The organism is Pseudoalteromonas sp. MSK9-3 (assembly GCF_003590335.1).
Classification (GTDB): Bacteria; Pseudomonadota; Gammaproteobacteria; order Enterobacterales; family Alteromonadaceae; genus Pseudoalteromonas.
This window is the reverse complement of record NZ_MIET01000001.1, coordinates 34,462-46,384: the sequence shown is the minus strand read 5'-3', so window position 1 is coordinate 46,384 and position 11,923 is coordinate 34,462. Positions and strand designations below refer to the sequence as shown.

General features: G+C 40.9%; 9 protein-coding genes and 1 pseudogene. 3 read left to right on the top strand and 7 right to left on the bottom strand.

The genetic code is table 11. The features are described 5' to 3' along the window. Window positions 1-147, top strand: a pseudogene (locus tag BGP78_RS22790) (IS5/IS1182 family transposase); the annotation flags it as partial. A gap of 33 nt (window positions 148-180) precedes the next feature. Here BGP78_RS22790 and BGP78_RS00165 read toward each other — a convergent pair. From BGP78_RS00165 to BGP78_RS00155, 3 genes are all read right to left on the bottom strand, one after another. After that, window positions 181-894, bottom strand: a complete 714-nt coding sequence (locus BGP78_RS00165) for a hypothetical protein (RefSeq protein WP_119859515.1) — start codon at window positions 892-894, stop codon at window positions 181-183. 405 nt (window positions 895-1,299) lie between these two features. Then, window positions 1,300-1,650: a hypothetical protein gene (locus tag BGP78_RS00160; RefSeq protein ID WP_119859514.1), complete on the bottom strand. Its 351-nt coding sequence runs from the start codon at window positions 1,648-1,650 to the stop codon at window positions 1,300-1,302. A gap of 422 nt (window positions 1,651-2,072) precedes the next feature. Next, on the bottom strand, window positions 2,073-2,522 hold the full coding sequence (locus tag BGP78_RS00155) for a hypothetical protein (protein ID WP_119859513.1): 450 nt from the start codon (window positions 2,520-2,522) through the stop codon (window positions 2,073-2,075). 788 nt (window positions 2,523-3,310) lie between these two features. Between BGP78_RS00155 and BGP78_RS00150 the strand changes: the two genes are divergently transcribed. Then, window positions 3,311-3,541 carry a hypothetical protein gene (locus tag BGP78_RS00150; protein ID WP_119859512.1) on the top strand — a complete coding sequence of 77 codons (231 nt, stop codon included), beginning with the start codon at window positions 3,311-3,313 and terminating at the stop codon, window positions 3,539-3,541. Between the two features lie 291 nt (window positions 3,542-3,832). Here the strand turns inward: BGP78_RS00150 and BGP78_RS00145 are convergent, their stop codons facing one another. Then, window positions 3,833-6,010, bottom strand: a complete 2,178-nt coding sequence (locus tag BGP78_RS00145) for a M3 family metallopeptidase (RefSeq protein WP_119859511.1) — start codon at window positions 6,008-6,010, stop codon at window positions 3,833-3,835. A 683-nt stretch (window positions 6,011-6,693) separates the two neighbouring features. Between BGP78_RS00145 and BGP78_RS00140 the strand changes: the two genes are divergently transcribed. Then, the gene (locus BGP78_RS00140; protein ID WP_119859510.1) at window positions 6,694-7,806 is read left to right on the top strand and encodes a DUF3466 family protein; all 1,113 of its coding nucleotides are present in this window, start codon (window positions 6,694-6,696) and stop codon (window positions 7,804-7,806) included. A 167-nt stretch (window positions 7,807-7,973) separates the two neighbouring features. On the opposite strand, the gene BGP78_RS00135 is transcribed toward BGP78_RS00140, so the two are convergent. The 3 genes from BGP78_RS00135 to BGP78_RS00125 form a co-directional block, all read right to left on the bottom strand. Beyond that, the gene (locus BGP78_RS00135) at window positions 7,974-10,793 is read right to left on the bottom strand and encodes a TonB-dependent siderophore receptor (protein ID WP_119859509.1); all 2,820 of its coding nucleotides are present in this window, start codon (window positions 10,791-10,793) and stop codon (window positions 7,974-7,976) included. Between the two features lie 403 nt (window positions 10,794-11,196). Then, complete coding sequence (locus BGP78_RS00130; RefSeq protein ID WP_119859508.1) at window positions 11,197-11,415, bottom strand: helix-turn-helix transcriptional regulator; 219 nt, start codon at window positions 11,413-11,415, stop codon at window positions 11,197-11,199. Next, window positions 11,408-11,908 carry a hypothetical protein gene (locus tag BGP78_RS00125; protein WP_119859507.1) on the bottom strand — a complete coding sequence of 167 codons (501 nt, stop codon included), beginning with the start codon at window positions 11,906-11,908 and terminating at the stop codon, window positions 11,408-11,410. The genes BGP78_RS00130 and BGP78_RS00125 overlap by 8 nt, the downstream gene beginning before the upstream one ends. Window positions 11,909-11,923: the final 15 nt, after the last annotated feature.

Here is an 11,923-nt window from a genome sequence, read left to right as displayed (position 1 = left end):
ACAGCGATGTATCGTTTTAAACAATTAATGGGTGATAAGCTAAAAAGTCGTCAATTCAATAGTCAGCATACAGAAACGATGATTAAAGTGAAGGCAATAAATAAAATGACTGGGCTAGGTATGCCCAAATATCAGCAACAGAGTTAAAACTGAGAAGTTGATTAGGAGTTAGCTATTTGATCAACAAGGCCCTCCCACTCTAGTACCTCCGGCATTCTTACAAACGATTCTGGTAACGAGATACTCGCCATTAGCGTCGTAAATTGCTTTACCAGATGGAGAGAAATGATTGCTCTGTATAGGGGTTGAGTGCAGATAGTCAGGCAGTAAATCTGGTGTTTGGCCGACGTGATTAATTGTAGAGCAGGTTCCATCATTGGCGTTGTTATTAACCAAAATCTGAGCAGAGTACTGTACGTCTGAAAAATACCCTGGGTAAGTCGGGCAGTCTCGTCTCACACAAGAATTATCAGCCCAATCAGATGCTATTACATCAGAGCTCCAAGTGATCGTTGGTGCAGCAGGTACTTTGTGATGAACAATGAATGAGTCATTGCCTCGTGTGCAGGAGAGGCGTATAGGTTTTTCTGCTTCTGCAGATCTTATTGGTATGTTGCCATAAACAGCAGGAAAGCTGACAGTAAGATCAGCCACTTTGCTGTTAGTTATGTCGTTGTATAAAGCAGCTTGATGACATTGTGCTTGCACTGAAGACAGGGTAACGATGGATTCGATATACGATATACTTGATGTGTTTGGCACCATTATTTGAGCTACAGGACCGTATTGATAGACGCTGACACGATTTGCCTTAGTATCTTGGTCATAAATGGTTTGTGTAGCATAGGCAGTAAACCCATTTACCGCTAATGCAATATAAAGCATTGATTTCATGTCTTATTTATTTTTTGGTTTTTATTTTTCCTATTTTATATTTAGCAACACCTCAAAAATTAAGTCAAGTTATTTTACTAATTTATTTTTAACCGTTTAAAAGTTCTGTTATGACATTGGTTTTGGCTACGATGTGACCATAGCTATAGGCGTTACAGGGGGTGGCTTTATCACGAAAATTTAAAGTGAAACGAGGTCTATCAATGAGTTTTACTAAGGCAACAGCAATACTTTGAGATTGAACGAGGTCTGTTTATTGGTCCTTTATGTATCAGTTTTGTGTTGGATGCAAAAAACTGTCAGCCCAATGAGTCTTAACTTCGCGTACTAATATCAAACATGAAAGTTAAAAGACTGCTTTTCAGACAAAGAAAGGGAGGATTACCCCCCCTTTATAAAATTACATTAAATACAGGTGCCGCTTTTTTCTACGCTACCAAATGAATCGTAGATGCGATAACTTACTGGTTGCGCATTAGGGTAGCCTGATTGCTGAAACATCGATGTAAAATAATGATCCATAAAAACGCTTTGAATATTAGTTAGTGGTCTAGTGATTGTATAAGTTCTGTTGTAATTAGTCGTTACACTGATATAAAGTTTATTTTCGGCAATTCTATCCCAAACCGATGCCTTCGCTCTGAACTTAACGCTGTTATCTTCTGTCCAGCACTGGTCGCCAGTAACAGTTCCTGCTAGGGCTGACGTTGATACAAATGTCGAGAGTGCTATCAATACTAATGTCATGCTTTTCATAAAAACCTCAATAATTGATGAGAGTAATAACTTTCCATTTAGGAGAAGTGTGTATCACTTATTACTTCGTGATAAGACAAGGATATTTGCGATTTGCTCAAGCTTGAAGGCACGCAATTTTGTGGTTTTTTTTCGAATTAATTCATTTTTTAGGGAAATAGTTTGCACCGACCTTAGTCTTGAAAAAATGTTGTTATTGAAGCTTGGGAAGCAAAACGTTGAGGTGTGGAACTGTGCTGCTCTCCAATAAATGTAAGAATAAATGTTTTGTATAGGGGTAAGTTGTCGTGTCTAGGAGAGGAGTATCTTACTGCAAGTTTTTACTTAGTGTTGATTTATTTAAAGCTGGCAGGCGGTGAAGGCGCGACTGCTGGGGCACGCTATTTCGTGCGGCTGCCAGCGGTTTATGGATCGATGTTAAATCAGGGATTAACTTTTACGTAATCTTGTGCATTGAGAAAACTTTTGCATGCTTGACTACCCATTCTAAGAAATAAGCCTTCTCCTGCAGAGGTGTAAGCGGCTAATCCGTTTGGGTATTTTATACTAATCCATTTTGTCTGTGTTGAATCCACAAGATGTGCAGTTTCACTGTAGTTTGAGTATCTGATGATACAGTCAGTTTCATCATCTCCATCGAATTTGACAAAGTCATAGCACAGCGCCGCATTTGTAGAACCTTGCGATGATCTGGTCCATGCTATATCGCCGAGAGGTTTCAAAAATTGTGGGCAGTAACCGCACCTAGGGGTACTAATTTGCACAAAGTTATCTGGGGCTTCAACGACCTCGACGATAACATCTTGCGCGTTGGCATGACTTGAAACTGCGCTGAACAGTACAAGTGACGTTGCTAATATTCTGATTATCATTAACTATTTTCCTTATTTTTTAGAAGGTTTACACCTTGCGTGAAATAGATTGAGGTGGTGTTTTAGTAACTGGTGATATAATAAGCAGCTGAGCATAAACTGTTAAGGCACGCAATTAAGAGAAATTTTTCTGGCTTTTTTAGCGAGTTAGATGCTGAGCTAAGTGAGTATTAAAGTGATTCTAGTATTTCAGGTTTTGATAGTTTAAGAATTTTAGCGCCGATATTGGCAACTTCTGCGCAGTGTTACTGCTCTTTGCGGTTGAAAGTGACCATCATGGGTTACGCACAGGCCGTACAAAACACAAATTTTTGCGTATTCCCCGAATTCAACATGCAAGTGCAACACTATAAACTACCCGAATTGGGGCTTTAGCTTGACGTCGGTCAGGGGCTATGTGTTTTTATTGGGGTAGTGATAGTGGACTCTGAAATAAATTCAGAGCGACGAGGTTTTGTTCATGTTGACGAGGTTTTGTTCATGTTGACGAGGTTTTGTTTATATTGACGAGGTTTTGTTTATATTGACGGGGTTTTGTTTATATTGACGAATTTTCTATTTAGAGTGCCAAAGCTTGGTGGTTCAGCAAAATGAAGTGGTGGTTCATAGTAATGAGTGCTGAGTGTTTAAGTGATTTTACTATATACCTGAGTGCATTTATTCACTTTATATATTTAATATGTTGATTATACGCTTGCTGACAATGTTGTGTTTATTTTATTTTATTTTCTTGCTACGTTTATAACGCCAAGGGATGCTTGGTAACTCTATAACGAAGGAATATAAAAATGAAAAAATCTATGTTAGCAACAATTGTAGCCGGTGGTATTGTAGTACTGACTTATGCAGCACACAGTTACGCATCGAGTGATTACTTTACATATAAAATATATGGTTACTACGATTCGGCTGGTAGTCAAGTAGGAACTTACTATCGACCTTGCTTTGGTAGAATGGGTAAACTAACGGGCGAAAAAACATCGGTTAAACGCTTAATTGAAAGTGGTACCTGTCGATAAAAATAATGTGGCAGGCATAATTTTATTGCATAACTGGGAAGTTTAACCGCTCTTTATAAATCTAGTTTTTGTGAGTGATTAAAATGACAAGAGCAGGAGTGCTTTGATTTATTTGTCTGCAACGCCTTATGAGCATTTAATAGCACGGTGTGTACGCCGTGCACTTTACGTTTGATCATCAAACTAGCTTTTTCAAAATAAAAAAATGGCTATCATTATTGTTTTACCTTAAAAAATTAATAAAAAGGCCGAAGTATTATGACTTCGGCTTTTAGCGTTTAAGTGGTTAGATTAATCTAGTCCTCTATTGCGTAGTAGCGCATCCGTTGTTGGTTTTCTGCCTCTAAAGCCTTCATAGGCTTCAAAGTAGTCTAAGGTATCACCTCGACTGTAGATAAATTTATAGAGGCGATCTGCGGTTTCTTTATCAAAAATATCTTTTTTCTCTATGAAGGCATCAAAACCATCGGCATCCAATATTTCAGACCACATATACGCGTAGTACGCTGACGAATAACCGCCCGCAAAAATGTGTCCGAAATGTGTACTGCGGTGGCGCATAACGATCTCTTCAGGCTTACCATAAGCACTTAACACTTGCTCCTCAAATTCACGTACATCTAAGTCTTTCACTTCTGTCATCTGGTGATAAGCCATATCGACTAAGGCAGAAGCTGTAAACTCAACGGTTGCAAATCCTTGATTGAAGGTACTGGCTTGCTTAATACGTGCTAGAAGCTCAGCAGACATTGGCTCATTTGTTTTATGGTGAAGCGCAAACTTTTTCAGCATTTCAGGTTGCGCGATAAAATGCTCGAATAACTGAGCTGGGAACTCAACCCAGTCGCGTGGAACACTGGTACCGGCAAGAGTAGGGTATGTAACGTTTGATAATAAACCATGTAACCCATGACCAAATTCGTGGAATAAAGTCACCGCGTCTGAGTAGCTCATTAATGTCGCTTCACCTTCGGCAGGCTTGTTTAGGTTCATATTGTTAACGATAATCGGCTTTACGTCACCGGCTAGTTTTTGCTGATCTCGGAACGAATTCATCCAAGCCCCAGATTGTTTAGAAGAGCGTGCATAATAATCACCAAAGAATAAGCCTACTGATTTACCCGCGCTATCTTTGACTTCCCATACTCTTACGACTGGATTATAAACAGATATATCATTGCGTTCTTCAAAGGTCAGACCAAATAGGCGGTTAGCGACGTAAAATTTAGCTTCAAGCATATTCTCAAGTTCAAAATACTCGGCGATTTCACCTTGATCTAAATTAAACTTTTCTTTACGAACTTTTTCAGCATAGAAGCGCCAGTCCCAAGGCTCAAGTTTGTGCGTAGCACCTTCTTTGGCCATTACTTCTTTTATCCACTCGCGCTCTTGCTCAGCTTTTACAACCGCAGGCTCCCACACTTTAAGTAGCAAGTCCATTGCGGTTTCGGGCGTACCAGCCATGGCGTTTGATAACACGTATTCAGAGTGATGTTTGTAACCTAACAGTTGTGCGCGTTGAGCACGTAATTCTACCATTTCAACGATAATGGTTTTGTTGTCAAATTCATTGTCGTTATCACCACGCTTTGTCCAACCATTAAAAGCCTGTTCTCTGAGATCTCGGCGTTCCGAGAACTGTAGAAAAGGTTGGACGCTTGCGCGATTTAGCGTGATCACATACTTACCAGGTAAACCGCTTGCTTTAGCAGCAGCTGCTGCGGCATTTCGTTGTGCTGTTGATAAACCAGCCAAGTCAGACTCTTCAAGAACCAGTTTAAAGGCACGAGAATCATTAAGGGAATTTTGACCAAACTCAGTGGTGAGTGCAGAAATACGCTCGTTGATTGCAGCAAGCTCTGTACGCTGTTCTGGCGTTAAGTTGGCACCTGCGTGCACAAAGCTACGATGAATACGCTCTACCAAACGAATTTGCTCTGAATTTAATTCAGCTGCGCGGATTTGTTCTGAACTTAAATCTGACGAATTGCGATTGTTAAACACGGTTGAAACACGCTTGTATAAATTTTCATTCATACTAATTTCATTACTGTGGCGGGTTAACATAGGTGAAATTTTTCGCTGCAGGGCTTGCATCTCGTCACTGGACTCAGTGCCCGTTAGATTGAAAAACACACCGGATACACGAGAAAGTAATGCGCCGGCTAGTTCCATTGATGCAATTGTATTGTCGAAATCAGCTGGTTGCTCGTTATTAACGATAGCGGTGATTTCTTTTTTGTGCTCAGCGATGGCCTTTTCAAAAGCGGGTAGAAAATGCTTGGTTTCAATTTGGTCAAATGGTGGAGCGCCAAAAGGAGTATTCCACTGCTCAAAGAATGGGTTCTCGATGGTGGCTGTTTCGACTGCTGCTACTTTGTTGTTTTGTGTTTGTTCTGGTTGCTTTGAACAGCCGGCCAATAGTAATCCGGCAGATATTGCCAAAGCTAAACGTGTTTTTATTAGCACTGTAAACCTCTTAAGAATGAGCTATATTTTTGTGTACCTGTGACAATATATGATACGTTATACTGTATCATTGTTCGCTTGTTTTATCGCATAAAAGCTGCCATTGGACTCAATGAAGGCACTGCTGGTGGTTTTTAGGCGTGAATAAGAATAGAGGTTGAAGTTGCATTTCAATGAGGTAATGAAAACAGCACGCAGCTAAAAATGGGCAGTTTTACGTAGCACAATCAATATCAGCGTTTACAACCGCTTTGTAGTCCGCAGTGTGGTAACTTCAGCAACATAATTCATTTTTGAGTTAATGGCCATATTCGGTGCTTGCAACTCATGTTTGCAGCCTTTCTAAAATTTAGCACGTTTTTATGCTACATCTATATGCGCATTAGAGCAGCGCCTTGTGTACGTGCTTGCGTGTTCTGTATCAAAAATGAGCAGAGTGTTGGTACAAAAAAGTATAAACCTTTTATAGTACATCACGCTGATAACTATTAATAAATATGGCCAAAAATTACAGCTTAAGCTATCGGAACCATATAATTACACTGCGTACCATGTTTAATACAAATGTATTAATACAAATGTATTGTTTTTATTGTCATTTCTAATGCATCCTGTAAGGTGCGCCTTACTGGTACAGCAAGGTGTCAGTAATATAATTAATGTATGCTTAAAGGAGTTATGTTGTGAATTACATTAAAACAATGGTTCGTTCAGTATTATCTATGTCAGTTTTAACAGCGTGTATCAGTCACGCTAGTGACTTGTCTTATACCTTTGAAGATATAGGGTCTTTAGGCGGGCCTGAAACTGCTGCATTTGACATCAATAACGCAGGGCAGGTAGTAGGTTGGTCAACGCGAAGTAAACAAAAAGAGTGTGAGTCGCCATCAGGTACCCGGGTAGAGTGCCGGTTTGCGTTTGTTTATCAAGCGGGCGCAATGACTGATTTAGGATCTTCTCACCCAAACTCGGTCGAAAGTGCAGCGACGGCTATTAATAAACACGGTGATATTGTTGGTAATGAGTACTTTATTCGCAATGTTAACGGTATGCGCTATTTAGGTTCTCAAGGTATTTTTGTCGAGCAAGGCCAAGTTGTCCCATTATTATTTAACTCAAGTAAAGAGTCTGCATCTAGCCAAGCGTTCGACATAAATGACCATGGTTATATTGTCGGTTGGATGGAAAACAACGATGATAAAGACGTAATGGTTGAGTGGTCAAATACACACACTGATGCGGTAATAAGGCATGAGCATAAAACATTTTTCCGACGTGGTTCTGCAACGAACAACCTAGGAGACGTGGTTGGCATGGAATACGAACGCTATTCTTACAAGCCGAACCGGGCCTTTATTCAAAAAAATAAGGGGGTGTCGTTATTATTAAAATCAGATTCTATTTGGAGCGAAGCCAACGAAATTAACGATTACGGTATGGTAGCTGGCGCTCAATCGCCTAAAGCTTTTAGGCCTTCAGAGGCAACAATTTGGTACCCGTCAATTACCGGTGAGTTAACCGCGCATGTGGTCGGTGGTATTGGTAAAGATATCCGAGAGCTGTCGGCATTTCATGATATTAATCGCCAAGGTACCGCCGTAGGCAAGTCAGAAAACCCGGAAAGAGGGTCGTTGGCAATTGTGTATTACAAAGGTGAGCTGTTGGATTTAAACACCATCACCAATGTACCGGGTACGCTGGTTGAAGCCATGGGCATAAATGAACAGGGCGATATCGTTGGTTCATACATTGATTTAAACAATAACACGCGTGGTTTTGTACTTAAGCATCAATAACATACAGCGATAAAAAATGGCATTAATGTTTATAATGATAACCACATTAGCAGCACAAGTTAAGAGTGCTTGATAACCGCCAACAACGAAAACACCTTCATATGAGAAATACATGAAGGTGTTTTATTCAGTAAAACTGAGACTGAGTATTAAAGCCGGTAAACTTTCTAAAAGCTCAGGTTAACGCCCATATATCCAGTTCGGCCTAATATTGACCAGCCGTTATACCCGCCACGAGAAGTCGTCCAGTGATCGCCACCATTGTTATCTGTAAGATTGTTGACACCAATATACACAGATGCAGTATCGCTTACTTGATAGTCCGCGCGGATATTGTGCACCCGAGAGTGAGCAGGCGTATCGCTATCACGAAAATCAAGCGATGCATCTTCGTTATAACGGCCGCTTGTTTTAAACTTAAACGTCCAACTTAACGTTAGGTCATCAAGGCTGTATTTAGTTACTAGGTTTGATGCCCATTTAGGACGGCCTAATTCACCTGCGTCGTTGTCAGTTTCCGATGTACCTTCAGCCAAATCTTGGGTAGTAGTCGAGTCTTCATACAATCTACTGGCTGCAAAAGTAAATGATAATGCATCCCATGTATAGTAAAGCTCAATATCGGTACCCCGTACCCGGCCTTCGTCAAAATTTAAGCTTAGCGGCCGCACATACTCTACGTCACCATTGTCTTTACGTGTTACGAGATCGCAAAACATATTACTGATTGAATTTGGTGCGAGGTCCACACAATTTTGCATAACATCTTGACCTCCAAACTCTGATATTTTGTCTTTTAATTTAATATCAAAGTAGTCTACAGAGACCGTTAGCCCGTCTAGTAGTGACGTTGGGGTATAAACTATACCAACCGTTAGGGTATTTGCTTTTTCTTGTTTTAACTGCGCGTTGCCTGAGTTTCTGACCTGGCCTCGTGTGGTTTTTATATTTGAATTCCAACCCGCTGGAATGCCATATAAAGCACAGTTTGCTTTACGGCGTCCATCGGCAGGGCCACCGTTGATGTTTGCTTCATCACATGGGTCATTGATAGTGCTGTAGCCAATACTTTCACCTGCATATAGCTCGTATAGTTGTGGCGCACGCACCGCCTGTGAAAAAATAGAGCGTAAGCGCACTTCTTCATTAAACGCCCAGTTTAATGCGAGCTTGGTACTTTCAAAGCGACTTTCGTTGGTGGAGTAATCAGCAATACGGTACGCGGCTTCTACTTCTACGAGTTCAGCAAAAGGCATATCACTTAATACGGGAACCAGCAATTCTATATAGGCTTCTTTAATATTACGACTGACATCGAGTGCTAGCTTTTTCGATGACAAATTACCAGAAGACCAAAGCTCAGACGGGTCAAAGTGAATACCTTCATATCTGATGTCCATCCCAGTACTCATTTGCATAGTACCTGCTGGAAGTTCATATACATCGCCAGATAAGTTTGCACTAAAGGCATGGTTAACGGAGTCGGTGGTGGCGATAAATGAATCAATAACGTAGTCTGTTAGGGCTTGAGACTGGCGCTCAAAGGGAGAGAACGTAGGGCAATTTCCGGCCTCAACGCATTCGCCTGCCACCTGCATTTGGCTATTTAACCTGTCTACTCTTAGAGAGGTATTGTTCTCCAGGTCATTCATTGATTTACCTGATGAAAAGTTTACATCCCAAAACCAATCGTCGTTGTACACGCCAGAAAACGTTAACGAAGAGCTGAAAAACTCACGCACGTTTTTGTGTTTTCTACCACCGACTTCGTAAAACGTGTGGTGAAAACCAATCCAGTCCTCATCTTGGAAATTGTCTGTGATTGATGCTGGGGTATCAAAAGCGGCTTTAACGTCGGCCACTTGCATCCAAGCACGGGCAAAAGGTGGATCAATGACGTTATTAGACTCAGTTCTAGCAAGCGTTACGTCAAACGCCATATCAAAGCTGTCAAATTGATGGGTAATAGAAGAAAACAAATTAATACGTTCAAATGGGTCTTCTATGTTACCCCAGCGTGTGCCTTCGTAGCCTTGCGCTGCGTCGACCAACCAGCCGTCGTACATATCTTTGTAGCGAGCTCGCAGTGCAACATCCTGACTTGCTTCATCAAAATCGTACCAGTCGTAACCGCCATCGGCATTATTATAGACAGAGAAAATAGTTGCAGGGACGCCCCATGGGATCGGAGAAACATTTTTGACCCAAATTTTGTCGGGTTGTCCTTCGCCTCTGTTGGGGTTGGTAACGGAACGTTGATAGTTATAGGCTTTTTCTCGGTCATTTTGTGTGAGTGCTGACTCTGATAGGTAATCAAACGCAACAGTAAAATTGCCATTATCGTCATTGAAATTAAGCCCATGGGTAATCGATAGGCTGCGTGTGCTGTGCCCACCGTCTTGTGTGCCTGACACATGCGCGTTTGCTTTGGTGCCTTCAAAGTCTTTTTGCAGAATAAAGTTCACCACTCCAGCAATGGCATCTGAGCCATAAATCGCCGAAGCGCCGCCAGTCATTACTTCAACACGCTCAATTAATGAAGCGGGTATCGTCCCCACGTCTGCAAATAAACCTTGATAATCGGTTGAAACAGAAGGAGGTCGCTTACCATTCACTAAAACCAGTGTGCGTTCTTCGCCCATATTACGTAAATCAAGAATATTGAGACCAGAGTTACCAAAAGAGTAGTTACCGGATGCAGAATCAAACCCATCAGCAAATTGTGGCATACCGGTGAGGATGTCATTAACGTTTTGCGCACCAGTTAATTTTATGTCTTCGGCAGAAATAACCACTGTTGGAGAAGGTGCGTCAAAATTAATTCGCTTAATACGAGATCCCGTGACCATGATTCGTTCTGGCTGTGCGGCGTCACCTGCGTTATGCGTATTTTCATCCTGCGCGATTGCGCCAACACTTGCTGAAGAAATCGCTAACGCAATGATGCTTTTACGCAATGTGATACGGGTTGATCCTGTGTTGTACATTGTGTACCCCTTAGTATTTGTACTTATTGTTATAATATTTCCTGTTATGTGAGCTTTGCTTGTCGCACCACTCACGAGTATTCAATGACAGTTTGTTGTCGTTTATATGTCAATTGAATATTGTATACAATATATCAATAATTGAGAAAAACAAGTCCTTTAATTCGGTAATTGTTCAAATGAATGGTAAGTAAACACAGGGATTAATGTTTTAAAGGATGAGCGCTGCTCAGTAGTGCTTCAAAGATAATGAGATAAAGGTTATGCAAAAAGAACGTAAAAGCATCGTTTTAAGCATTAAATATGTGCAGATTTATGGGGCTGTTTGCCATCTTTTAAAGATGGCGGTTGGTGCTATTGATGTCGCTATGACTGAGATTGATGATTTTTTCGATGCAACGGGTCATTCGTGTTGTTGGTATTGAAATACGTCTTCTAATGGCAAGTTAAATACGTGCGCTATTTTAAATGCGACTTCAAGAGAGGGTGAGTATTTATTGGCTTCAATAGCCATCACCGTTTGCCTCGTTACACCTATTTTTTCAGCTAATTGCTTTTGAGTCATCTCGTTGTTCATAAAGCGCAGTGTGCGAATTGAATTAGAAATAGCTCCGTTACTCATATATGTCTCCGGTACGACCTTTGTATAACTGGGCACTGTAATTGGCAACTTCAGCTAATAAAAACGCACTGACCATAATATGTAGCGGTAAAAAAGGTATGTTGTATTCAATTGATGGCCCAAACCCTTGCGCCTCAGCTTGGTATTGAAAAATAGCGATGCAGATCCCAGCTTGCAAAATGTAAGCGGTATATTTATAGCCAACAAGGTTAATTTGTTTCTCTCGCACGTCAAGTGGCTGCTCTAGTTCATTGTCACTAACAAAAGCCAATACAATGTAACTGATCACCATAATAGCAATGCTGTAAATGACCACTTGTAACAATAATGCAGATAGCCAAGTTGATGAGGCAAGCTGTTCAGGCGTGGCGTAAAAGACGCGCTGCAGATAAAAATAACCAATATATGCACAGGCCAGTAAGTCAATGCTCAAGGTGAGCTCTCTAAAGCTGATACTTTGTAAAAAGGTTTTAACTTCTGCTAAACGAGTCATATATTTATTACCCTA

What these genes read in the sequence shown, in the direction of transcription:
- BGP78_RS00165 (WP_119859515.1), bottom strand. Translation starts at nt 894, where the DNA reads ATGAAATCAATGCTTTATATTGCATTAGCGGTAAATGGGTTTACTGCC.
- BGP78_RS00160 (WP_119859514.1), bottom strand. Translation starts at nt 1,650, where the DNA reads ATGAAAAGCATGACATTAGTATTGATAGCACTCTCGACATTTGTATCA.
- BGP78_RS00155 (WP_119859513.1), bottom strand. Translation starts at nt 2,522, where the DNA reads ATGATAATCAGAATATTAGCAACGTCACTTGTACTGTTCAGCGCAGTT.
- BGP78_RS00150 (WP_119859512.1), top strand. Translation starts at nt 3,311, where the DNA reads ATGAAAAAATCTATGTTAGCAACAATTGTAGCCGGTGGTATTGTAGTA.
- BGP78_RS00135 (WP_119859509.1), bottom strand. Translation starts at nt 10,793, where the DNA reads ATGTACAACACAGGATCAACCCGTATCACATTGCGTAAAAGCATCATT.
- BGP78_RS00130 (WP_119859508.1), bottom strand. Translation starts at nt 11,415, where the DNA reads ATGAGTAACGGAGCTATTTCTAATTCAATTCGCACACTGCGCTTTATG.
- BGP78_RS00125 (WP_119859507.1), bottom strand. Translation starts at nt 11,908, where the DNA reads ATGACTCGTTTAGCAGAAGTTAAAACCTTTTTACAAAGTATCAGCTTT.